The following is a 25,569-nucleotide window of genomic DNA, read 5'->3' on the forward strand; positions in this document are numbered from 1 at the left end:
AATTAAACTATTTTTTAGTATAATGAAATGGAAGTTTTTTATTTTCGATATAAATTGTGAAAAAAATAATTAATTGCGACTATTTTTATCTTATTTAAAATTTTATACATATTTTTTTAATATAATTTGTGAAAAAAATATCTATTTATCAAATATATATATAAACTGTATATAAATTTTATTAGTCAAGGAGGGAACGGAATGTCCGTAGAACTTGAAAGCAAATTTAAAGAAGTTGAGGATTATATTGATTCATTGGGTTTAGAGGGTAAAGATAAAGTTGTTAAAAGAAGTTATTTAATACATGTTTTGCATAAAGCCCAAGAAATAATTGGTTATCTACCAATTGAAGTTCAAAAATTGATAGCTAAAAAATTAGACGTGCATGCATCTGATGTATATGGTGTAGTTACTTTTTATAATTTCTTTTCAATGAAACCAAAAGGTAAATTCCCTATTAGCATTTGTTTAGGTACTGCTTGTTATGTTAGAGGTTCAGGAGAAATTTTAGAAGAATTCAAAAAACAACTTGGGATAAGAGAAGATGAAACAACAAGTGATGGTCTTTTTAGTTTGCATGCTGTTAGATGTGTTGGTGCATGTGGATTAGCTCCAGTTGTAATGATTGGTAATGAAGTTCATGGGAGATTAACTAAAAAAGACGTTAAAAAATTAATAAAAGAATATAGAGAAAAAGCTAAAGAGGAATAGGAGGGATAATATGCCTAAAATAAGAAGTTTGGAAGACTTGATAAAACAAAAAGAAAAGGCTAAAGAAAAATTATCTTTACGAAAAATTTCTGATAAAGAAAATTTAATTACATTAAAAGTAGCAATGGGAACTTGTGGAATTGCTGCAGGTGCAAAGGAAACTTTTGAAAAATTGTTAGAAGTTATAGAGGAAAAAGGTTTAGATAATATAAGAGTTATACAAACTGGTTGCATGGGATATTGTCATGCTGAACCAACGGTTGAAGTTGTAGAACCTGGAAAAGAACCCATATTATATGGAAAAATAAAAGGAGATAAAGCAAGAGAATTGATAGAAAAACACATTTTGAATGGAGAATTATTACAAGATTCTATTATTGGTGAAACACATACTTCTATTAACGAATAAGGAGGGAAAAAAATGTCATCATATAAATATCATGTTTTGATATGTGGTGGTACAGGTTGTACCTCCTCTAAAAGTGAATTAATAAAAGAAAATATTGAAAAATTAATAAAAGAGAAGAACTTAGAAAATGATGTGCAAGTGGTTAGAACTGGATGTTTTGGCTTTTGTGAACAAGGACCTATTGTAAAATTTTTACCTGATAATACATTTTATGTTAGAGTTACTCCTGATGATGCAGAAGAATTAGTAAATGAACATATAATAAAGGGTAGAAAAGTTGAAAGACTTTTATATATTGAACCATCAAAAAATGAAAAAATTGATGAATCTAAAAAAATGCCTTTTTATAAAAAGCAAATTAGGGTTGCTCTAAGAAACGCAGGTTTAATAAACCCTGAGGATATTGATGAATATATTGCTAATGATGGTTATCAAGCTTTGGCTAAAGCTCTATCTATGACTCCAGAAGAAGTTGTTAAAGAAATACGCGAATCTGGATTAAGAGGTAGAGGTGGTGGTGGATTCCCAACTGGACTAAAATGGGGTTTCGCACAAAAAGCTGAAGGAGATATTAAGTATGTAGTATGTAATGCTGATGAAGGAGATCCTGGAGCATTTATGGATAGATCTGTTTTAGAAGGTGATCCGCATTCAGTTATTGAAGGAATGGCAATAGCAGCTTATGCAATCGGAGCAAATCAAGGATATGTATACATTAGAGCTGAATATCCTTTAGCCGTAAAAAGATTAAAAAATGCTATTAATCAAGCAAAAGAATATGGTTTATTGGGAAAAAATATATTTGGAACTAATTTTTCTTTTGATTTGAAAATTAGATTAGGCGCTGGAGCCTTTGTATGTGGTGAAGAAACTGCATTATTGGCTTCTATAGAAGGATATAGAGGCGAACCTAGAACCAAACCACCATTCCCAGCTAATAAAGGTTTATGGGGAAAACCAACTATAATCAATAATGTTGAAACTTTAGCAAATATTGCACCTATTATATTAAAAGGAGCAAAATGGTTTAGAACACTTGGTACAGCAAATTCTCCAGGAACAAAAGTTTTTGCTTTAGCTGGTAAGGTAAATAATGTTGGTTTAGTAGAAGTTCCTATGGGTACAACATTAAGAGAGGTTATATTTGATATAGGCGGTGGTATTAGAAATAATAAGAAATTTAAAGCCGTACAAACTGGCGGGCCATCTGGTGGATGTATTCCTGCAGAGTATTTAGAAACTCCAATAGATTTTGATACATTGACTGCTTTAGGTTCCATGATGGGTTCTGGCGGTATGATAGTAATGGATGAAGATACGTGTATGGTTGATGTGGCTAAGTTTTATCTACAATTTTCTGTTGAAGAATCATGCGGAAAATGCACTCCATGTAGAATTGGAAATGTAAGATTATTAGAAATATTAGATAAAATAACATCTGGTAGAGCTACAATTGAAGATTTGGATAGAATGAAAACATTAGGAGAAACAATAAAAGATTCTGCTTTATGTGGTTTAGGGCAAACATCACCTAACCCTATATTATCTACAATGCATTATTTCAGAGACGAATATGAAGCACACGTATTAGATAAAACTTGTCCTGCAGGTGTATGTAAAAATTTGATTACATATAAAATAGATAAAGAAAAATGCGTAGGATGTACTGCTTGTGCGAGAGTTTGTCCAGTCGAAGCTATTAGTGGATCGATTAAAAATCCTCATGAAATAGACCAAGAAAAATGTATTAAATGTGGCGCTTGTTATGCAACATGTAGATTTGGCGCTATTGAAAAGATATAGGGAGGAGGAAAAATATGCCAAAAATCACTATAAATTGTAAAGAAATTGAAGTTCCTGAAAATTATACTGTTTTAGATGCTGTAAAAGCAGTTGGAGGTTACGTTCCAACATTATGTTATATGAAATTAGAAGATATTGGAATTGAGAATAAACCAGCTTCATGTAGAGTATGTGTTGTTGAAGTAGAAGGAAGAAGAAATTTAGCTCCAGCATGTGCCACTCCTGTTTCTGAAGGTATGGTTGTAAAAACACATTCAAGAAGAGCTATTCAAGCAAGAAGAACTGCTGTACAACTACTATTATCTGATCATCCACAAGATTGTTTAAAATGCCCTAAAAATGGAGAATGTGAATTACAAGATTTAGCAGCTGAATTAAACATTCATAATAATCCTTATTTTGGCAAAATGTCTTCACATAAAAAAGATATATCAGCAGCTATAATAAGAGATCCAAATAAATGTGTTATGTGCCGAAGATGTGAGACAATGTGTAATGAATTTCAAACAGTAGGTGTATTGTCGGCTGTAGATAGAGGTTTTGACGCTGTCGTAAAACCAACATTTGATTGGTCTTTAGAAAGCACAGCTTGTACTTTCTGTGGTCAATGTGTTGCCGTATGTCCAACTGGTGCATTGGTGGAAAGATCTTATATAGATCAAGTATGGGATGTAATAGAAGATCCTAAAAAGCATGTAGTTGTTCAAACAGCTCCTGCAGTTAGAGTTGCAATTGGTGAAGAATTCGGTTATGAACCTGGAACTATTTCAACTGGGAAATTAGTTGCTGCTTTAAGAGTTCTAGGATTTGATAAAATCTTTGATACTAATTTTGCTGCTGATTTAACAATTATGGAAGAAGCTTCAGAATTTAAAGAAAGATTGGAAAATGGTGGATATTTACCTATGTTAACAAGTTGTTGTCCAGGATGGGTTAAATTTTTAGAACATCAATTCCCAAATTTATTAGATATGCCTTCAACAGCTAAATCTCCTCAACAAATGTTTGGTACTGTAGCTAAAACATATTACGCACAAAAAGCTGGAATTGATCCAAAAGATATTATAGTAGTATCTGTAATGCCATGTTTAGCAAAAAAATATGAGGCAAATAGAGAAGAATTAAGGGACTCTGGATATCAAGATGTTGATTATGTAATTACAACAAGAGAATTAGCAGACATGATTAGAGAATCTGGTATTAATTTCCAAAACTTGCCAGAAGAAGAATATGATAGTCCTTTAGGCGAATCAACAGGTGCTGCTGACATATTTGGTAGAACTGGTGGTGTTGCTGAAGCTGCTTTAAGAACTGCATATGAATGGATCACTGGAGAAGAACTAAAGAATGTAGATTTCGAAGCAGTTAGAGGTTACGAAGGTATAAGAATTGCCGAAGTTGATATAAAAGGAACAACTATTAGAGTGGGTATAGCTCATGGATTAGGTAATGTAAGAAAATTATTGGAAGATATTCAAGAAGGAAAAATTGAAGTACATATGATTGAAGTAATGGCATGTCCTGGAGGATGTGTTGGTGGTGGAGGACAACCATATCACCATGGCGATTTTAACATTATTAAAAAGAGAATTGAAGCAATTAATAAAATTGATAAAAACAAACCAATTAGAAAATCGCATGAAAACCCATCAATTAAGAAAATTTATGATGAATTCTTAGAAAAACCATTAAGCGAAAAGGCTCATCACTTATTACATACAAAATATTTTGAACGAGAATGGTTATAAGGGGGTAAAGATGTATACATATGGTTTAATATTAGTTTCAGATAATAAAGAAAAAGTTCTTTTCGAAGCATCAAAAAGAGCTTCAAGATATGGAAATCATAATGTTTCATCTTGTATAAATTATTCAAAAGAAAAAAATCTATTTGAAGATACTGTAAAAGAAATGATTTCTATGTATAAAGGATTAAAAAAGGCTTCAGAAAACATGATAGAAAGATTTGATGGAAAAGTTCCTGAAGATGATTACATTTTAAATCAATTGAAGGAAAATATAAAAAGGTATGAAAATGGTTCATATGCTTATCCAGAAGAATGGAGATTAGTTTATCATGACGGCAATGAATTTGAACATATCGATGATTATAAGTATTTTGAGGAAATAATAAATAAAAACAATCCTGATAACATTTATTTATTGATAATAGATATACCTTAAAAAATGATGGCAATTAGCCATCATTTTTTTATTTTTTTGTGATATAATTTTAACTGGAGGTGATAATATGAAAAAAAGTATTTATATCTTATTAGTATTATTAACTTTTTTATTTGCAAGTTGTACCCTATTAAACACTCAAACATTCTATATTGAAGGATATTTTAAAGATGATTATGGCAATGGGGAACTAGGCGATTGGTGGTCTCCTTTTGTTATCGGAGCTTTTCAAAACGGTGAAATAAAGGGTTATGATATTGGTAATGAAGGAAATACTCATAATGATTATTTTAAAATTGAAAATTTAGAACCTGGTGAATATATACTAAAAGTATATACAAATTACAAATCAGGTGATGATGTAACTCAACTATGGACTACAACCCCTGATGCAACAAAGCATATAAATTTAACTAAAGATGCAAGTATTACCATTTTATTTGGCGAAAATAACTAAAGAGAGGAGGGAATTAAATGCCAGAATTTGCAAATCCATTTTCAGGATTAAAATCAGATAGAAAACTTACAAACGAAGAATTAGTTAGAGCTATTAGATATATGATTGCAGCAGAATATGAAGCTGTTCAATTATATATGCAATTAGCTGAATCCACAGATAATGTTTTAGCAAAAGAAGTATTGATAGATATTGCAAATGAAGAAAGAATACATGCTGGAGAATTTTTAAGATTATTAAAAGAATTAGATCCAGAAGAGGAAAAGTATTATGAAGAAGGTGCAAAAGAAGTTGAAGAAGAACTGGAAAAACTGGAAAAAGAAGGTGTTTTCAACAGAGAATTGGAAAAATTTGATGAATAACCGACATCATAGATGGTGTCGGTTTATTATTTGAAAATATTTTAATTTATGATATAATATCTCCGTTAAATTTAATATGGAGGAGAAATATGGATAATAAAATTTATGTATTTGGACATCAAAGGCCAGATACTGATAGTATAACTTCCGCTATTACATACGCATATTTAAAAAATCAAATAGATAAAGAAAATGAATATATTCCTTTTCGATTAGGAAATTTAAATCCTGAAAGTGAATTTGTATTAAAATATTTTAATATAAAAAAACCAGAATTATTGGAACATGTATATATACAGGTAAAAGATGCTATGATGAAAAATGTAATCACATCCAATATTGAAGCAACAATATATGAAATAGGAAACAAAATGATAGAAAAACATATAAAAAGTATACCTATAGTAGATGATAATAATATTTTAAAAGGCTTAGTTACAGAAAGAGAAATAGCAAGATATTTTTTAAATGAAATTCAAAACTTTTCTTTAGAAGAAAATCCACCAAAAGTAAAAGATGTAATAAAAACAATGAATGGAAAATTAATAGTTGGAGATGAAAATAAAAAGTTAAAAGGTTGTCCAATTATTGGGGCTATGACTTCAGAAGAAGTAACAAGATATGTTAAGAAAAATGATGTGTTAATTACGGGAAATAGAAAAGATGTTCAGAAAATAGCTATTGAAAAAGAAGTTAGTTGTTTAATAATAACAGGAAATTTTCTTCCAGATGAAGAGATAATAGAATTAGCAAAGAAAAAGAAAGTTCCTATTGTAGTATCCCCTCATCCAACGTATGTAACTGGAAGATTATTAAGATTAAGCACCCACGCTGAAAGAATTATGGAAAAAAATCCTCTTACAACACATCCTGAAGAAATTTTAAAAGATTTTGAAGAAGAATTAATGCAAGATAAAAAAGGTATAGCTACAGTTGTAAATGAAAATGGAAAGATAGAAGGAATTATTACAAGGCATGATTTAATTAAACCAAAAACAAAGAAAGTAATATTAGTAGATCATTCTGAAAAATCCCAAACAGTTGAAGGAATAGAAGAAGCAGAGATATTAGAAATTGTCGATCATCATAGATTAGGAGGACTAGAAACAGGTCTACCTATTACAGCACATATAAGACCTGTAGGTTGCACAAATACCATTATATGGGATCTTTATAAAAAAAATAATGTTATTCCTCCTAATGAAATAGCTGGATTAATGATATCAGCTATTTTATCAGATACTATGATGTTAAAATCTCCTACTACAACTTCTGAAGATAAAAAAGTAGTAGAAGAAATTTCAGAGTTTTTTAATATAGATTATTATAATTATGGAATTGAAATGTATAAAGCAAAAACAAATCTTGAAGGTTATACTGAAAAAGAAATTTTAACTATAGACCTTAAAGAAACAAGATTATCTAGAGGATTAATTGCAGTTTCTCAGATTGAAGTTATTGACCCTACAAATATATTGAATAAGAAAGAAAAAATTATTCAAGAAATGGAAAAAATAGCTAAAGAAAGAAACTATGTTTTATTTTTATTTTTATTAACTGATGTATTAAACGAAGGATCATATATTTTTTCTGCGGGACAATATAAATTAGCAGAAAAAGTATTTAAAACAAATTTTGAAGAAAAAATAGTATTCTTAAAAAGAGTTGTCTCTAGAAAAAAACAAATTATGCCATTGATATTAAGAAATATATAATTTAAATACGATAAAAAATATCTGTATTTAAGCATGTGTAAAGATACAATTAAAGAGCGTAAAAAACGCTCTTTTTTATTTTTTTACATTTTTTCTTGACTATCATCAATTAAAAGTAATTAGAAAGAATTATTTATAATTATAAGTACAAATCTTTATTTTAGCAATTGAAGTTTTTGTATTATAATAATATTAGAATTTTCTAATATTCTTTTTCCGTTAAATTTTATTAGGGAGATGATATTATTGGATGACTGTAAATTAATATCTAATGTTTTTAAAAGTTTATCACATCCGATTAGACTAAGAATAGTAAAATTATTGAGCGAAAAAAAATTGTCTGTTTTAGAATTAACAGAAAAATTAAACGCAAGCCAATCTAGCATATCTCAGCATTTAAAAATATTAGAAGAAAATGGTATTGTTTCTAAAGAAAAAAAAGGAAATGTTGTTTATTGTAAGCTAAAACATAAGTTAGTTTTGGAACTTTTATCCGATGGAAAAAGAATAATTTCACAAGAATTAAATGAAGCACATAAAATTATTAGAAGAACATAGTATTCTCAAAAAAACTTTATGCTAAATAACGATTTTTTTCACAAATATTATTTTAAAAGGAGGGAGTATTTTGAAAAAGTATTTATCAACTTTTTTAACCCTGTGGGTTATATGGATTGCTTTAACTGGATTTAGCAGTGCTGAATTACTCACAGGTTTGATAGTTTCTCTAGTTTTGGCTGGAGTAATTTCAAAAGTAGTTGACTATTCTTTTGATTTTACAATTATACCAAAACTATTTGTCTTCATTTTTGTTTATGTACCAGTTTTTATAGTAGAAATGATAAAGGCGAATTTTGATGTTGCAGCAAGGGTTTTAAATCCATCATTACCCTTAAATCCTGGTTTTGTAAAAATCCCAACAAAACTAAAAGGAAATGTTGGAAAATTAACTTTAGCAAATTCTATTACATTAACTCCTGGTACTTTATCTATTGATGCTGATGATGACTACATCTATATTCATTGGATTGATGTAAAAGGTGAAACTCCCGAAGAATATCAAAAATATGTCTCAGGTAAATTTGAGAAAATTTTGGGAGGGATTTACAGATGAATATTTTGATAGGTACTTTAATAACTATAGGAGCATTTTTTTCTGTTTTAAGATTAATTTTCGGTCCTACAACTCCAGATAGAATAGTAGCTGTAGATACTTTAAATGTAATAATAACAGGATCAATAGTTTTTATAGCATTTCTTTTAAAAAGTGATTTATATTTAGACATTGCATTAGTTTATGGGGCTTTATCCTTCTTAGAAACAGTTGTTATTGCCCGTTATTTGGAGGGGAAAAAATGAGTGCTATAGGATATATATTAATGATAATAGGTGCTCTATTTTATGTTCTTGGTGGTTTAGGATTATATAGAATGCCAGATGTATATAATAGGCTTCAAGCTGCAACAAAAGCAACAACATTAGGAACTTTTTCATTAGTATTAGGCGTAGGAATAGCTCAACCAGAATGGTTTATAAAAACTTTATTAATTGTAGTATTTTTGACAATTACAAACCCTGTGGGAAGTTCTGTTTTAGCAAAAGCTTCTTATATTTATGGTGTAAAACCATTTAAAGTAGTTAAAAATGATTTAGATGAACTCTACCAAAGTAGAGGTGATGAAAATGCAGATAATTGAAATTATTGTTGGATTTGCTTTATTGATATTTGCATTCATGGCTATTGAATCCAAAAAAATAATAAATTCAATCATTTATTTATCTATTTTAAGTATGTTATCAGTAGTTTCATTTGTATTTATGAAAGCTCCAGATGTTGCTATTACAGAAGCTGTAATAGGTTCAGGATTAGTTACTGCAGTGTTTATTTTTACCCTTTTTTCTTTAAAAAAGGCTGGTGATAAAAAATGATGAAAAGAGTTATTGCAGTATTATTAGTTGGTGTTTTGGGATTTTTTATTTATTCAAATTTATATTCTACTGGTAATGGAAATCTCTTTCCAAAATTTGGAGAAGTAAAATTATCAGAAAGAGTTTCAAATAAATTTGTAAAAAAGAATGTTAATGGAAACGAATCTGATGTTATATATAATCAAACTAAAGATGCAGAAAGTGGTTCAGCAAATATGGTTACATCAATAGTTGTCAACTATAGATCTTTCGATACTTTAGGAGAAGTTACAGTATTATTTGTTTCAGCTTTAGGTGTAGGATTATTATTAAGTGGAAAATCAAGAATGAAATTCAAAACACCACCCAACTTCATTTTAAGATCAGCTGTTAGAATTATTGCTGGAATAATATTAATTACAGGCGTATATATTTTCATTCATGGACATTTAACACCTGGTGGTGGATTTCCAGGAGGTTCTATGATTGCATCAGCTGTATTATTATTTTACATTTCAGATGACGAATTCAAAACTAAAGTTAAAGCATTTAAATTCTTAGAAGGTACAGCTGGAAGTTTATATTTGATTTTTGGTTTGTTAGGATTATCATTAGGTGGTTATTTCTTATACAATTTCTTACCAACAGGAGTTGTAGGAAACTTATTCAGTGCTGGAATCGTTCCAATAATATACATCTTTGTTGGATTAAAAGTAGGATCTGAGCTTTCAAATTTAATCTCAGATTTTCTCTCAGAGGAGGGGAAATAAATGATACAATACTTATTTATTGGATTGATATTAATAGGAATATATGGATTATTAACTCAAAAGAACTTAATTAAATTAGTAGTAGCTTTAAATGTTTTGGAAGTTGGAGTTAACTTGTTTATTGTTTCAACAGGTTATGTGAAAGATGGAATCGCTCCAATTTTATTTAAAGGCGCTACATCAACAAACAATAATTTCGTAGATCCATTGCCACAAGCATTAGTACTTACAGCTATTGTAATTGGTGTTGGAGTTACAGCACTTTCTTTAACAGTTGTGAGGAAAATATACGAAAAACATGGAACTTTGGAAATGGACGAGATAGGGAGTGAAAGCGATGATTAATCCTGTCTTATTAATTGCGATACCATTATTATTTGCATTTTTATCAGTAATGTTTAAAAAAGCAGACAAGGGTTTTCTAATTCTTGGAGTTTTATTCAATTTAATATCTGTATTCTTCCTTAAAGAAACTGAAGTTATCATTGGTGGATGGAAACCACCTTTTGGTATTAATTTAGTTGCAGACCAATATTCAATATTTGGATTAATAATTTTAAATATTGTATTTGCATTCTCAGTAGTATCTTCTTTACCATCAGTAAAAAAATATTCAACCTTATTATTAGTTTCATTGGCATCATTAAATGGTATGTTATTAACTGGAGATTTATTTAATTTATTTGTATTTCTAGAAATTTCATCAATATCAGCATATATAATGTCAACAATGACTAAAAAATATAAAGGTACATTCAACTATATTATTTTAGGTGCTTTAGGTTCTAATTTATATTTATTAGGTATTATCTTCTTATATTCAACAGTTGGAACATTAAATATGTCAGATATGGCATCAAAATTACACTTAGTAAATAACAATGTACTTTTATTATCAATCACATTTATATTTGCAGGCTTTGCTGTTGAAGCAAAATTGATTCCATTTAATGGATGGGTTAAAGGTGTTTATGGAAATGCAAATGATTTAAATGGTGGAATATTTGCTTCCGCATATGCAACAGCAGCTATTATGGTATTTGGAAGATTATTTACAAATGTATTTACATTAGATGGTACATTAAAAACTATATTGCTTGCAGTAACAGTATCCACATTTATTTTTGGTGAAATAGCAGCATTTTCACAAAAAAATATTAGAAGCACATTAGCATTTTCAAGTGTTGGCCAAGCTGGATTAATCGCAACATTATTTTTAGCTGGAATAACTGGTGGAGCTATGATGCAAGTAGCTAATAACGCATTTGCTAAATTAGTAATGTTTACAATAGCTGGTGCAATGTATGTTTATACAGGAACAGATAATGTTGAAAAATTACAAGGCTTATTTAAAAAACACAAATTAATAGGTTTTGGTTTTAGTATAGCAGCATTATCATTAGTAGGATTGCCAATATTCTATGGATTTTATGTAAAAATATTTGCTTTAACAAATTTATTTAAAATCAATAGCTATTGGTTACCAGCATTTATTTTATTCTCTAGTTTAATAGAAGGAATTTATTATATTAGAATGTTAGTTAAATTATGGAATCCTGGAGAAGAAGGAAAAGAATCAAAAGATGAATATACAACAAAACTTTCTTTGGAAAACACATTTGCTTATGCTGTATTAGCAGTTGTTATAGGATTATTTATTATTTATGTAAGTATTAATCCAGAATTAATAACACAAGGTATAAGCAATTACCTTTCCAATATACCGGGAGGGATGTGACATGGCTTTGAATACATTAATTTTATTCATATTATTAGGCGGATTAGTAACTTATTTTGTAAGTAAAGCAAATAATAAAGCTGGTGCATGGCTTACTGTAATTATTTCTTTAGTAGCTTTATTTTATGTTTATTCACTAAAAGATTCATCAGGAGAAGTATTTAACGTTTTTAATTATGGAAATTATTCATTAAATTTAGTAACTTCCAATTATGCATGGTTTTTCTCTATTGTAATGGTTTTAGTATATTCAATGGTTTCATTCTTTAATCCATATTGGATGGAAAAAGTAATACACCCTTCAGCATATAACCTATTTTATTTATTATCTTTAGGTGGTACTTTAGGTGTATTCTATGCAAAAGACTTTTTAACCTTATTTATTTTCTGGGAATTAGTTGTTTGGTCATCAATGTTTATTATTCCTTTAGGTAAATCAAGAAGAGCTTCTGTTGTATATTATGGAATTAGTACAATAGGTTCTTTTGCAATGCTATACGCAGTTTTAATGCTTAATGTAAAATATGGAACATTTGATATTCAATCAAATATTCAAAATATGTCAAGTGATCCTAAATTTGCAGTGTTATTCTTCTTTTTAATTGTAATGGCAGGACTAACGAAATTGGGTATTTTCCCATTCTACACATGGTTACCTATAGCTCATGGTAATGCTCCACACACATTCTCACCTGTATTATCAGGTGGTCTTGTAAAAATGGGTGGTTTTGTAGCATTTCTAATGACTGCAGTATTACCAACATCAAAGGTTTTTGCAAATCATATACATATAATAAATAATCCATATGAAAACTATATTTTAATGATTCTTGGAGCAATTAGTATTATCATCGGAACATTAATGGCTATAAAACAAGATGATGCAAAGAAACTTATAGCTTATTCAACAGTAAGTAACAGTGGATATATTTTAATAGGTTTAGCTATGGTTGATCAAACAGGATTTGCAGGCGGTATGATGCATGTATTTAATCACGCTATGGCTTCAGGTGCAATGTTCCTTTCATTTGCAGCAGTAGCATATAGAACTGGAACTACAAAAATATCTGAACTGGGTGGATTAATTAAAAGAATGCCTGTAACCTTTACAGCATATTTGGTTGCAATTATCTCACTAGCTGGTATACCACCAATGAGTGGATTTGCTTCAAAATGGCTAATATATCAAGGCTTATTGAGAAAAGGAAATATGTTCATCGCTTTTGCAGCATTTTTTGGTAGTGTAGGATCATTTATGTATGTATTTAGACCATTGGCTGGAGCATTTTTAGGTCAATTATCTCCTAAACATAAGGAAATAAAAGAAGTACCATTTTGGATGCAATTACCAATGTTAATCATGTCTGGTTTAACTATATTATATGGTGTATATCCAGGATTAATGTTAAGATATATTTCTAAAATACAAGAAACTATCGGAATAACTCCACTTCAAATTGATGGAACTAAAATATTAACTCCTAATGGTATGTGGGATTCATGGATTGTAACCCTCGTATTTACTATTGGTTTTATTATTGCAGCTGTAATTTATTTTGTATTACCAAAAGCAAAATCAGTGGATTTAATGGATACATATACTGGTGGAGAATTTATTTATGACCCTGATAAATATCATTATTCATCAAACTATTATGCTCCGTTTGAAAGATTATACAAAAATCATCCTTCAGTAGAGAAATTTTATGATGCAATTGCATTGAGATTCCACGAATTTGGACAATTAGTAAAAACATGGTTCTTTAATGAAAATCCTGCATTTACTGTATTTTGGATTTCGTTAGTAATGACTGTAATAATAATGTGGGGTGATAAAATATGAGCACATTCTTTTTAGCTGTAGCTTTATTACTATTAGCCTTTTTTTGGCAAATTACATTATCTGGTATTCAAAGAAAGGTTACAGCCAGAATTCATAGAAGAATAGGATCTCCTTGGTATCAGAATTTTATAGATTTATTTAAAGCGTGGAGTAAAAGTTCAATATCACACGGATTTATATATGATTTTGGTGTATTAATGGCTTTAGGTGGAACAATTGCAACATTAATTTTTGTTCCTGCTGGAAATTTAGTTGTTTTCAAGAACCTTGATAACTTCTTTGTTATAGTTTATCTATTAGCAATAGGGTCTTTGGGGATGGCTATGAGTGCCGTTGGCTCAGGAAACCCATGGGCTAGTATCGGTGTTATGAGAGCATTAACTCAAATGTTAGGATATGAAATACCATATATTATGACTGTATTTGGAATAATATATGCAAATAAAACAGCTTCTATTCATGCAATCGCTCAAGCACAGCAAACTATGGGTATAATGGGATGGAATATGTTCAGAATGCCTTTAGGAGTAATTGTTGGATTTATATCATTAATGGGCATGTTAGGTAAAAAACCATTTGATACGCCAATAGCTCCAGCTGAAATAGCATCCGGTCCATTAGTAGAATATGGTGGAAAACATTTAGGAATGTTGATGTTACAACATGAGTTTGCAACTTTTGTAGAAGTAGGCTTATTTGTAAATTTATTTATGGGTGGAGGAACTATAATCACTTTCTTAATAAAATATTTTGTAGTTTATATTTTAGCAACAATGATTGCATCAGTAGTAGCAAGGTTTAAGATTGATCAATTAGTAGCATTTTATTATAAAGTTCCATTAGCATTAGCATTTATTCAAACAGCAATTATAATATTCACCGGTTTGGGGGTGAGCATATGGCTTTAAATGAAAATGAAAAAATAAATGAAATTGATGTAAATGAAATTGACCTTAATGATACTTTGACTTTTTGGGAAAAAGTTGGAAATATATTCAGAAGTAAATCTATTTGGATGCTTCACTATTGTACAGGTTGTGGAGCTATGGAATTGCCTCCAACAATGACATCAAGATTTGATATGGAAAGAATTGGTATGGCTCCAATGGCTACCCCAAGACAAGCAGATGTTTTATTAATAACTGGATATTTAAGTGTAAAAACTTTAAGAAGAATTATATATACCTATGAACAAATGCAAGATCCTAAGTATGTAGTTGGTTTTGGTTCATGTACATTAAATGGTGGAGTTTATTATGACTCATACGCAGTTATTTCCAGATTAGACTATTATTTACCAGTTGATTTATATATAGCAGGATGTATGCCAAGACCAGAAGCTGTAATGAGTGGATTTAAAAAATTGATGGATATGATAAAAAAAGGTGAAGCCCTTGGTTGGAAAAGATATCAAAAATACTATGATTGGTACAAAAAGAATCAGGTTCGCGCCCTTGGGGAGGTGTATGTAAAAGATGAATTCCATGAATAATATAATTGAGGATATAAAATCTAGATTTAATCCAGAAAATACAGAAATAGTAAAAAAGAATCAAATTGCTATAGATTTTAAAAATGAAGAAGTACATTCTGCTTTGGCTTATTTAAAATCTCAAGGTTGGAAGCAATTAACGATACTTACATGTGTAGACTGGATAAAAGAAAACAAATTTCAGCTAGTATATGTCCTAATGAATTGGGATAATTCAATAACTATTCAAGCAAGAACAAAAATTGATAGAGATAATCCTAAATTTAGAACAATTATAAATATTTATCCTGGTGCAGAAATGTATGAAAGAGACGTTCATGAATTTTTTGGAGTAGAATTTGAAGGTAATCCAAATCATGAAAAAGAATTATTCCTTGAATTATGGGATGATTTACCACCAATGAGAAAAGATTTTGACCCATTAGCTTATTCAAAGAAAAAATTTGATATAAGGGAATATAAAGTTGATTTTATTCCGAAAGAAGGTGAAGCAGAATGAAAAGACAGGTAAAATTATTTTTAGGTCCTAACCATCCTGGTATGCATGGAAATTTTAGTGTTCATCTATATGTAGATGGTGATATTGTAGAAAAAGCAAGACCATTACCTGGAATGCTTCATCGTGGATTTGAAAAATTAATGGAAAGAAGATTGTGGATGAACAATCTTGCATTAATACCAAGAATTTGTGTTCCTGAACCTGATATAAACGAAATGGTTTATGCTCAAGGAGTAGAAATTTTAGCTAAAGTAGATGTGCCAGAAAGAGCTCATTGGATAAGAATGATTATTTTAGAATTAGCAAGAATAGCAAATCATTTAATGGCATTAGGTGGAATAGGTGGTCCTACAGGATTATATACAGGTCCAAACTGGGCTATCGCTGACAGGGATTTAATATTAGATATTTTTGAAAAAATAACAGGAGCAAGGGTTTATCATATGTATATTGTTCCTGGAGGAGTTAGAAAAGATTTACCAAATGGTATTGAAAAACAAATTGAGAGTTTCTTAGATTATTTAGAAAAAAGATTACCAGAATATGATGACTTAATCTTAAAAAATCCTATGGTTCAAGCTAGAACAGTAGATAATATTATTTTACCTGAAGAAGTTTGTTGGGAATTAGGCATTACAGGTATAGGATTAAGATCATCATCCGGAAAACCATATGATATAAGAAAAGTTGATCCATATGCAAGATATGATGAAGTAGAGTTTGAAGTCCCAACAGCTACATATTCAGATGCATATACAAGATTAACCATAAAATATAAAGAAATACAACAAAGTATTAGAATAATCAGACAGGTATTAGATAAAATGCCAAAAGAAGGTCCAGTAAGAGCAAGAATTTCAAGAGGTAGTGCATTAAGATGGAGAGTTCCAAAAGGTCAGGTATTTAGTCATATAGAATGTGCTCGTGGTGAATATGGATATTATATTGTATCTGATGGTTCAAATATGCCATATAGAATTGCTGTTAGAGGAGCTTCATACCCACAAGGATTATTAGGTGTTGAAAAGTATTTACCTGGCACAAGACTTGATGATGTTGCAATCTGGTTAGATACTATGGGCGTATGTGCTCCAGAAATAGATAGGTAGGTGAGGTGAGAAAATGTCTGAAATAAATAAAAGTTTCTTTTCACCAGCAAAAGCTTGGAAATATTTAGCAAAAAAACCAGTAACTTTACCTTTAGATGATGTAATAAAAAATCCAAGAGAAGCTGCAGATAATTATAGAGGATTTCACACAAATGATTGGGAAAAATGTATAGGTTGTGGAACATGTTCAAAAATATGTCCGGCAGAAGCTATTACAATGATAAAAATCCCAGAATTGCCAGATGAAGAAGGCTCAAAACCAGAAAGACCAGCATTTGATTATGGAAGATGTACTTTCTGCGGATTATGTGTTGATATCTGTACTACAGGCTCATTAAATATGTCAAAAGAATATGTTCATTTATCAAAAGATCCAAATTCATTCTTCTTTTTACCAAAAGAAGATGGAATACATCATATTGAAGTTGAAAAAGCATATCAAAGGACAGAAGATTCAGAATTATTGGATTTAGAAAGAGTACCAATGGAAATATTAGATGCAGATACAAGAAAGAAAACATTCCTTGAAGTTGTTAAGGGTTTCTCAAAACAACAGGCTATTGAAGAAGCTTCAAGATGTGTGGATTGTGGTATATGTACAAAAACATGTCCTGCACACATGGATATTCCAGATTATATTAGAACAGTATATGATGACAATGTAAAAGAAGGTTTAAGATGGTTGTATAAAACAAATCCATTACCTTTAGTTTGTGGTAAAATGTGTACTCATAGATGTGAAACTGCATGTACAATAGGTCATAGAGGAGAAGCTGTTTCAATAAGATGGTTAAAAAGATATATTGTTGATCAAATTCCTGCTGAAGAATATCATGAAGTATTAAAACATGAACAACAAATAATCAAAAAAGTAGATAAAAAAATCGCTATAGTTGGTGGAGGTCCAGCTGGTTTATCAGCAGCATATTACTTGATTTTAATGGGATATAAAGTCACAGTATTTGAAGCAGAAAAGAGACCTGGTGGTGTTCTAAATTATGGTGGTCCTGTATACAGATTGCCATTAGAATCATTTGAAAAAGACTGGAAATATATAGAATCACTTGGTGTAGAATTCAGATTAAACACAAGAGTTGGTGTAGATGTAACCCTAGAAGAATTAAAAGACAATTATGACGCTGTATTTCTATCATCAGGATTTACATTAGGAAGATCAACTGGTGTTCCTGGAACAGAGCATCCAATGGTAAAACAAGCTATGGTTGTATTAAAAGAAATGAAATACTATGTAATAGGCGATGGGCCAAAACCATACATTCCTAAAAAGCTAGTTGTTATTGGTGGAGGTAACGTTGCTATGGACGTTGCCAGAACAATGGTTAGATTACAAAATATTGAATATGGAAAATCTGAAGTACATGTTGTAAGTTTAGAAAGAACATTAGATGAAATGCCTGCTGATTGGGATGAAAAACACGAAGGTGGAGAAGAAGGTGTAATCTTCCATCCAGGTTGGGGACCAATTGAAATAGTAACTGATGGTGATAAAGTTAAAAAAGCAAGATTTAAGAAAGTTTTATCAATATTTGATGAAAACAGAAGATTTAATCCAAAATATGATGAATCACAAATATTAGAAATAGAAGCTGATTTGGTTGTAGAATCTATAGGTCAAATGCCGGATTATTCATACTTACCAGAAGAAATCAAAGAAAAAATTGAAATCGTTAGAGGAAGAATAAAGACTGATGAATATAATCATGTTGTTGGTGTTCCATGGTTATTCGCTGGTGGAGATATCGTTCATGGACCAGATATAATTCATGGTATTGCTGATGGACACAAGGCAGCACAAGGAATAGATTTTTATTTAACAGGTTATGATCAAGATAAAAATAAGAAATAATTAATAAGCTCCCTGCTTTTTGCAGGGAGTTTTATTTTATGCATAATAACTTCATTACTTTGACTTTTATAAATAAGATGATATAATTTATTAAGATAAAATATTATTTTTTTAATAAAATTTTTATTAATATATATTAAAGTTGAAAACGAGAGGTGAAACATGAAAAAAGCAATATTGATAGATTTAGAAAAAGAACATTTTAATAAGATTGCTGATTTTATATTACCGTTATATAAAAAAGATCCTTTGAATTTTTTATTTATTGGCCCATCTGGGGATTATGTAAAACAAGTAGCAGAAAATGTTGCTGGAAAAATAGACAAAACCTTAAATAGAGATGCATTTAGAGTTATAAATCAATATACAGTAGAATTATTTAAGAAATATGAACCTTCTTCACTTTTTATAGATAGAGAATTCTTAAAAGCATATATAGCAAAAGAATTAGAAGATTTAATTGAATTAGAAAAAAATAACATCGAATTTAAAAACTATCTGAAAACTCTTTCAAAATCCAAACAATCAATTGAATATTTATTAGAAATCTTTGAGAAAAAATGGGAAATTTCTAGAATATCCGATAAAAATATTATCGAAAAAAATGAATTATATTCAGAAATAGATAAGGATATAGAAAGTGATGATAGCTTATTAAAATTATACAAATATTTAGAGGAAAAATTAGAAGATGTTTTAAACGCAAAGTTTGATAACTCAAAAATAGAAAACAAAAATTATGATCAAATAAGTGTGTATAAGTGGTTCTATGAAGAATTTCCTAACATAAAGAATAAATTAGGAAACACTTTAGTTATAGGAGGTTTTTTTGATTTACCTCCTATTTTAATGAATGTATTAGTAACATTATTTGATATGTTTGATAATGTTTATTTTCTTGCGTGGAATCCTGTAAATGATGAATCTTTTGATAGTTTAAATAAAATACTTTTATTCTTAAAAGATAATGGTTTTGTTTTTAATAGCAAAACAATGGATTTAAAAAATATATTTTCCAATACTAAATTTTTTAAATCTCAATTTAAAAATAATATTTTGGAAATAGAAAATATTGCTAAAGAAATAAAAAGAAAAATCATATATGAAAATTATGAACCTCAAGACTTTGGAATAATTGTTTCTGATAGTCAAACTGCAAATTCATTTGCAGAATTTTTTGATGAGTTAAATGTACCTTATAGATTGAAAAATGATATACCTCTTTCAGAGAGTTTAGTTGTTTCAAAACTATTATTACCTTTAAAAACAAAATATTCTGGATATGAGATCAATGATTTAATAGCGTTAGTAGAAACAGGCTATGGTGGAGAAAGAACATTATCTATTGATGAAATAGAAAACATTTTAAAAAACTTAAATTTATTCTATGACTTCCCAAAATCCACCTTAAATAACAGAAGAAATAAATGGTTAGGAAGTATAGAAAATAGAATAAAGGAAATAAATAATGAGCTTAACTCTTCTGATGAAAAAGAAAGACTTGAAAAACAATTAGAAGAATTAAAAGAAGTGCATTCATTATTCAAATCATTATTTGATTTATTAGAAGAAATAGATAAAAATGATTTTGAATTATCTTATTATAGAAATTTATTAAACAAATGGATAGATAATGGAAAAATTAATTTTGAAAATATAGAAAAGGTAGAAAGTGAATTAAATGCATTATATAAATTTCAAGAACTATTATTAAAAACAGAAAGAAATTTAGAGAAATTAGTAACGGGTAATATTAAACTTTCCAAATTCTACAATATTTTATCTAGTTTAATAGAAACAGAAAAATATAGAATATCCGAAAGATATTCCAACACTGTAGAAATATTTAGATTAAACGATTCAAGATTTATACATAAAAAATATAAGATTTTTGTCTCTTTTACAGATAATAATTATCCTTCTATTGGAGTAAACCCTCTTCTTTCATATATTACAGAAAGTAATAATTATTCAAAAATATCAGAATTGCAATTTAGGGAAAATTTATACATTTCTATGATTTTTGCTGATAATGTTATCTTTACATATCCAAAAGCTACACTATCTGGGGAAGAAATACTTGCGTCTCCATATGAAAAAGATTTTGAGAAAATATTTAAAATACATGAATATAAATTCTTTTCAAAAAGTGAAGAAATTATTCCAGAAATTCCTGATGAAATATATTCATTTGATCAGGCCGCATTATATTTTACATATAATAAACTGAATTCTGAAATTGACGAAATTAATGAGATTATTAAAGAAGTTAATGAGTTAAATAATAAAAAGAATAATAATAAGTGGATATTAAATGATAAATACGATATTGGAGAAATCAGTCATAATAAAATATCTACATATGTAGATTGCCCATTCAAATATTATTTAAATTATATAGCAAAAATAAAAACAAATAAAGATTTTTCTGTGTTTTATGTTGGGAATTTAAAACATAAAATAATGAAAGAATTATTTGATAAATATCCTAATTATAATGAAATAAAATCAAAATTACAAAATATGGATGAATTATATGATGAAATAAAGAATATCGCATATGATGTATGGGATAACTCTGGTATTGAAGAATTAAAAACATATAAAATAGTAAAAGAAATTGAAATAGAAGAAATATCTATTGAAATCCTCAATGTAATTGAAAAATTAATAACTTCATATATCTATTTTGGTTCTTCAAGAGGGAAAAACAAAGAAGAAAAAACAATATTATATGATAAAGTATTAAAAAGTGAATATTCTATTTCTGGTAAGTATAACAATTATCCACTATTTTCAAGAATAGATAGAATAGATATTTTAAATGAAGATTTGCGTTTTGAATATAATAAAAAAAATGAATTAAAACCTTCAAATAAAGTAGAAAACACAGCTTATTCTATTATTGATTATAAAAATAAAAACAGTTTTCAATCAGAACAATTATTTTTCTATTATTTAATTTTATTGAATAATAAAGAGTGGAAAGAAAAAATTAAAAATAATTCTGTTTTTCTCAATTTTTTGCCGCTGAGTGAGATAAGCGGGAAATATAAATCATTGCAATGGATAAAAATAGAAAATGAAAGTATATATATTAAATATTCTGGAAATTCCACATCATATGAACAAATAAGTTTAAGAGAATTTGAGATTTGGTTTAATGATATTATTAATTCTATTAGAAACTCCAAATTTTTACCTGCATTTATTGAAGAAGATAAAAATTTAAAACTCAGGTTTTTGGATTATTTAAAAGATAAAGGGTATAATGTACAAAATTCAAATGAGAAATACTATTCTTGTATAATTGGAAATGGGAATTATTGTGAATATCATAAACTATGCAGCTTATTATTATGGTCTGGAAATTATTCTTTAAGTAATAGAAGTCATATTACTAATAGTAATAGAGGTGAAAAATAATGCCTAATATTTTAAATATAGAAGAAATGAAAAAAAACTTAGATAAAAATTATTTTATTTCAGCTTCTGCTGGAACAGGAAAAACATATACAATAACCCAATACTATTTAGCAATATTAGAAAAATATGAAAAAGAAAATAATCCAGATATTATTCAGAACATCTTAGCAGTTACCTTCACTAACAAAGCTGCAGGAGAAATGAAAGAAAGAATATTAGAAGAAGTTAACAAAAAATTAGAAAAAGGAAAAAATTATAAATATTGGAGGCAAATAAAAACTAACTTAAATAGAGCCTGGATAATGACAATAGATAGTTTTTGCTCAAGAATATTAAGGGAAAATAATATAGTAATTGGAGTTGATCCAAATTTTACAATAATAAATGAATTAAAAATGGAAATTGAAATAGAAAAAGCTGTATATAATACTTTAAAAATATTATTTAAATTATATGAAAACCTCGAGAATGATTTAGATGAACTAACCAATTTCCTAAATGACAGAAAATTTATAGTCAAAAAATATTTAAAAGAAATAATTGATAACAAAGATAAATTTTCCAATTCTTTAAAATACATCCTTAAAGAATTGAAATTAGATACTTTTAAAAAGGTATTATCAGATACCTTAAAAAACTGGAGAACTGAAATGAAATTAAGTTCTGTTCCAGAATTTGATTTAATTAATAAAGATTTCAATGATGTATTATGGCTATTTAAAATAACGGTTTTAATTGCTCAAGAGATATATTATTCATACACCAACGACCAATATCAATTTGATTTTAAAGGTGTTCTGGACAAAACACTTGAAACTCTTGATGAAGAAAGAATAAAAGAAAAATATCAAAGAAGATTTAAATATATAATAGTCGATGAATATCAAGATACTAATTTTCTTCAAAAAGCTCTATTTGATAAGATTCATCATGATAATAATTATATTTTTTATGTAGGGGACAGAAAACAATCTATTTATAGATTCAGAGGAGCTGATGTATCCGTTTTTGCTGTAACTGAACAGGAATTTGATGAAGATAGTAGATTTCAATTAAATGTAAATAGACGTTCTAATGCTTCTATAGTTGAGTTTGCAAATGCTTTTTCTAAAGATGTTTTATTTAATAAAGAATTATTAGAAAGCTACTATAATGATGAATATAAAAATGTTTTTAATAATTTATTGTATAGTGAAGATAAAGATAAATCAGAATATGAAAAAGAAACTATAAATGATATTGTTCCATCCATTGGAAATGATGATAAACATAGAATAAAATACATATTTGTTTCTAAAAATAAAGATAATAAAGATTATGTGGAATATGAAACTATTGCTAAAACCATAAATTCCTTAATTGGGAAAAAAATGAAATTTAGAAAAAGAGAAAATGGAAATATAATTTTTGAAGAAAGGGAAATTAAATATAATGATATTGCTGTTTTGGTTAAAGAACTCAAAAATTCCGAAGAACCAATAAGAAATGCTTTTAAAAAGTATAATATACCATTTTACATATTAGGAAGTAAATCATTTTATAATAAGAATGAAGTACAAACAGTATTTTCAGCTTTAAATGCTGTGCAAAACCCACATAATGATTTTAATTTTACCAGCTATATGATGTCATTAATGGTTGGTATGAATTTTGAAAAATTGAATAAATTAGTAAAAATCAAAAAAGAAAAGAATTATAAATCATTATATAATGCAGCAGAAGAAGAAAATATTTTATCTAAATCAGAAAGAAAAGGGCTCGAAGTATTAAAAAAATATGTAGAACTAAAATATTATCTAAAACCAACTATAATATTAAAAGGATTAATAACAGAAAATAATTATTTTTCAAAATTGACTATCTTACCAGATTCACATTATGCTATTGCTAATGTTAAAAAACTTATTAATGAAGCAGAAAAGTATAATACTTTAGCTGTTTCTTTTTCTGAATTAATTAGATTACTTAGAAAGACCTCGGAACTCACAGAAAGTGAAGCAGCAATTGAGGATGAAAAACAAAATGTTGTAAGAGTTTTAACCATTCATAAGTCCAAAGGATTGGAATTTCCTATTGTGATTTTAAGCGGATTAGATAAAAAATCACAAATTGATAGCGAAGAAAAAATCGATGAAGATATGAAAATCTCTACAGAAAATGTTGAATTTTCTCTTCCAGATAATAACATTAGATATTTTGTTTTAAAAAAACTTTTTTTGAAAAAAATAAAAAGTATGGATATTTCATCATTATCAATACAAGATAAAATAAAAATAGAACTCGGTGAAAAGTATTTAAAAATGTTTGACATTAATAAGTTTTTAGAGGATACAGAGGAATTAAGATTATTATATGTTGCCATAACAAGACCTAAAGAAATGTTAATTCCTATTATTATTGAAAAAGAAAAAAATAAATCAAATACATTATCAGACTTATTTAAAAAGGTGAAATATGAAAAGATAGATATTATTTCGTCTAACGATTTAAAATATGAAATAAAGTTCAAAGAAGAAAAGACAAACGATAAAATAAAAGATATTAAAGAAGAAAATCTAAAAGATTTAACTAATTTTGCATATAAAAAGTACATTGCTCCTACATATATTATCAATGAATTAAAAAGAGAAGAAAATAATAAAGACTTAACTGATGAAAATTATATAAAAGTGGATATAAATGATTTCTTTTCTGAACAGGAATTCATTCTCAAAGGTACAGAATTACACTCATTAATGGAAAGTATAAATAGTTTTAGTCAAATAAAAAATTTAATAAAATCAAAAATATTGCCAGAAGAATTAGATAATAATTTAATAAAAAGATTATTTTCATATAAAAATTTTAAAACAGAGTGGAGATTGGTAAAAAGAAAGATCATAAATAATAGAGAATATATGATTTTTGGAGTGCCTGATAGAGTTGTATTTGATGCAAACAACAATATAGAAGTATTAGATTATAAATACTCTGATTTAAATAATCCAAGTAAAATAAAAGATTATAAATTCCAATTACAATTTTATATGTATCTTTTAAAAGATTTTGGAATTCCTAAAAAAGGATATATTATTAGTTTGAAAAATGGGAAAATAATTGAAGTTGAATATAATGAATTATTTGAAGATAATTTATCAAAAAAAATAACGATGTTATAAAAGTTTAAATTTTTAACACTAATTAAGGGTTCTGAATAAAGTCAGAATCCTTGAAATGGAATAGATTATAGTGTAAGTTTTGGTTTTGTAGAATACAAACACAGTGAAAACATAGATA

Annotated in this window: 24 protein-coding genes; all 24 read left to right on the forward strand. The window is 28.0% G+C overall.

From position 1 onward, the window contains the following. Positions 1–201 precede the first annotated feature (201 nt). The 24 genes from ACZ5CK_RS06140 (at position 202) to ACZ5CK_RS06255 (ending at position 25,451) form a co-directional block, all read left to right on the forward strand. Positions 202–711 carry an NADH-quinone oxidoreductase subunit NuoE family protein gene (locus ACZ5CK_RS06140; protein ID WP_464580958.1) on the forward strand — a complete coding sequence of 170 codons (510 nt, stop codon included), beginning with the start codon at positions 202–204 and terminating at the stop codon, positions 709–711. Positions 712–721: 10 nt separating this feature from the next. Next, on the forward strand, positions 722–1,120 hold the full coding sequence (locus tag ACZ5CK_RS06145; protein ID WP_464580959.1) for a (2Fe-2S) ferredoxin domain-containing protein: 399 nt from the start codon (positions 722–724) through the stop codon (positions 1,118–1,120). A gap of 12 nt (positions 1,121–1,132) precedes the next feature. Next, positions 1,133–2,923, forward strand: coding sequence for an NADH-quinone oxidoreductase subunit NuoF (nuoF, locus tag ACZ5CK_RS06150; protein ID WP_464580960.1), 1,791 nt, complete (start codon positions 1,133–1,135; stop codon positions 2,921–2,923). 14 nt (positions 2,924–2,937) lie between these two features. Continuing rightward, the gene (locus tag ACZ5CK_RS06155) at positions 2,938–4,671 is read left to right on the forward strand and encodes an NADH-dependent [FeFe] hydrogenase, group A6 (protein ID WP_464580961.1); all 1,734 of its coding nucleotides are present in this window, start codon (positions 2,938–2,940) and stop codon (positions 4,669–4,671) included. Between the two features lie 10 nt (positions 4,672–4,681). Continuing rightward, positions 4,682–5,107, forward strand: coding sequence for a hypothetical protein (locus ACZ5CK_RS06160; protein ID WP_464580962.1), 426 nt, complete (start codon positions 4,682–4,684; stop codon positions 5,105–5,107). 67 nt (positions 5,108–5,174) lie between these two features. Continuing rightward, positions 5,175–5,564, forward strand: coding sequence for a hypothetical protein (locus tag ACZ5CK_RS06165; RefSeq protein WP_464580963.1), 390 nt, complete (start codon positions 5,175–5,177; stop codon positions 5,562–5,564). Between the two features lie 17 nt (positions 5,565–5,581). Continuing rightward, a complete protein-coding gene (locus ACZ5CK_RS06170; protein WP_464580964.1) occupies positions 5,582–5,926 on the forward strand; it encodes a ferritin family protein in 345 nt (114 codons plus the stop codon). 89 nt (positions 5,927–6,015) lie between these two features. Then, complete coding sequence (locus ACZ5CK_RS06175) at positions 6,016–7,641, forward strand: putative manganese-dependent inorganic diphosphatase (protein ID WP_464580965.1); 1,626 nt, start codon at positions 6,016–6,018, stop codon at positions 7,639–7,641. Positions 7,642–7,878: 237 nt separating this feature from the next. Further along, positions 7,879–8,199, forward strand: a complete 321-nt coding sequence (locus ACZ5CK_RS06180) for an ArsR/SmtB family transcription factor (RefSeq protein ID WP_464580966.1) — start codon at positions 7,879–7,881, stop codon at positions 8,197–8,199. Positions 8,200–8,269: 70 nt separating this feature from the next. Continuing rightward, positions 8,270–8,755 (forward strand): Na+/H+ antiporter subunit E, encoded by a 486-nt coding sequence (locus ACZ5CK_RS06185; RefSeq protein WP_464580967.1) that lies wholly within the window; start codon positions 8,270–8,272, stop codon positions 8,753–8,755. Beyond that, positions 8,752–9,000 carry a cation:proton antiporter gene (locus tag ACZ5CK_RS06190; protein ID WP_464580968.1) on the forward strand — a complete coding sequence of 83 codons (249 nt, stop codon included), beginning with the start codon at positions 8,752–8,754 and terminating at the stop codon, positions 8,998–9,000. Before ACZ5CK_RS06185 ends, ACZ5CK_RS06190 begins: the two co-directional genes overlap by 4 nt. After that, complete coding sequence (gene mnhG / locus ACZ5CK_RS06195; protein ID WP_464580969.1) at positions 8,997–9,338, forward strand: monovalent cation/H(+) antiporter subunit G; 342 nt, start codon at positions 8,997–8,999, stop codon at positions 9,336–9,338. Before ACZ5CK_RS06190 ends, mnhG begins: the two co-directional genes overlap by 4 nt. Beyond that, positions 9,325–9,570: a Na(+)/H(+) antiporter subunit B gene (locus tag ACZ5CK_RS06200; RefSeq protein WP_464580970.1), complete on the forward strand. Its 246-nt coding sequence runs from the start codon at positions 9,325–9,327 to the stop codon at positions 9,568–9,570. Before mnhG ends, ACZ5CK_RS06200 begins: the two co-directional genes overlap by 14 nt. Then, complete coding sequence (locus ACZ5CK_RS06205) at positions 9,570–10,319, forward strand: Na(+)/H(+) antiporter subunit B (RefSeq protein ID WP_464582965.1); 750 nt, start codon at positions 9,570–9,572, stop codon at positions 10,317–10,319. Before ACZ5CK_RS06200 ends, ACZ5CK_RS06205 begins: the two co-directional genes overlap by 1 nt. After that, on the forward strand, positions 10,320–10,664 hold the full coding sequence (locus ACZ5CK_RS06210; RefSeq protein ID WP_280998822.1) for a sodium:proton antiporter: 345 nt from the start codon (positions 10,320–10,322) through the stop codon (positions 10,662–10,664). Continuing rightward, complete coding sequence (locus ACZ5CK_RS06215) at positions 10,657–12,057, forward strand: complex I subunit 5 family protein (RefSeq protein ID WP_464580971.1); 1,401 nt, start codon at positions 10,657–10,659, stop codon at positions 12,055–12,057. The genes ACZ5CK_RS06210 and ACZ5CK_RS06215 overlap by 8 nt, the downstream gene beginning before the upstream one ends. Position 12,058: 1 nt before the next feature. Then, on the forward strand, positions 12,059–13,900 hold the full coding sequence (locus tag ACZ5CK_RS06220) for a proton-conducting transporter transmembrane domain-containing protein (protein ID WP_464580972.1): 1,842 nt from the start codon (positions 12,059–12,061) through the stop codon (positions 13,898–13,900). Next, on the forward strand, positions 13,897–14,808 hold the full coding sequence (locus tag ACZ5CK_RS06225) for a respiratory chain complex I subunit 1 family protein (protein WP_464580973.1): 912 nt from the start codon (positions 13,897–13,899) through the stop codon (positions 14,806–14,808). The genes ACZ5CK_RS06220 and ACZ5CK_RS06225 overlap by 4 nt, the downstream gene beginning before the upstream one ends. Then, complete coding sequence (locus tag ACZ5CK_RS06230; RefSeq protein WP_464580974.1) at positions 14,799–15,392, forward strand: NuoB/complex I 20 kDa subunit family protein; 594 nt, start codon at positions 14,799–14,801, stop codon at positions 15,390–15,392. Before ACZ5CK_RS06225 ends, ACZ5CK_RS06230 begins: the two co-directional genes overlap by 10 nt. Beyond that, the gene (locus ACZ5CK_RS06235; protein WP_464580975.1) at positions 15,376–15,891 is read left to right on the forward strand and encodes an NADH-quinone oxidoreductase subunit C; all 516 of its coding nucleotides are present in this window, start codon (positions 15,376–15,378) and stop codon (positions 15,889–15,891) included. Before ACZ5CK_RS06230 ends, ACZ5CK_RS06235 begins: the two co-directional genes overlap by 17 nt. Continuing rightward, positions 15,888–17,000, forward strand: coding sequence for an NADH-quinone oxidoreductase subunit D (locus tag ACZ5CK_RS06240; RefSeq protein ID WP_464580976.1), 1,113 nt, complete (start codon positions 15,888–15,890; stop codon positions 16,998–17,000). Before ACZ5CK_RS06235 ends, ACZ5CK_RS06240 begins: the two co-directional genes overlap by 4 nt. Positions 17,001–17,013: 13 nt before the next feature. Then, positions 17,014–18,867 carry an FAD-dependent oxidoreductase gene (locus ACZ5CK_RS06245; RefSeq protein WP_464580977.1) on the forward strand — a complete coding sequence of 618 codons (1,854 nt, stop codon included), beginning with the start codon at positions 17,014–17,016 and terminating at the stop codon, positions 18,865–18,867. A 162-nt stretch (positions 18,868–19,029) separates the two neighbouring features. Then, on the forward strand, positions 19,030–22,293 hold the full coding sequence (locus ACZ5CK_RS06250; protein WP_464580978.1) for a PD-(D/E)XK nuclease family protein: 3,264 nt from the start codon (positions 19,030–19,032) through the stop codon (positions 22,291–22,293). Then, complete coding sequence (locus ACZ5CK_RS06255; protein WP_464580979.1) at positions 22,293–25,451, forward strand: UvrD-helicase domain-containing protein; 3,159 nt, start codon at positions 22,293–22,295, stop codon at positions 25,449–25,451. The genes ACZ5CK_RS06250 and ACZ5CK_RS06255 overlap by 1 nt, the downstream gene beginning before the upstream one ends. Positions 25,452–25,569: the final 118 nt, after the last annotated feature.

The organism is Marinitoga okinawensis, assembly GCF_055387075.1.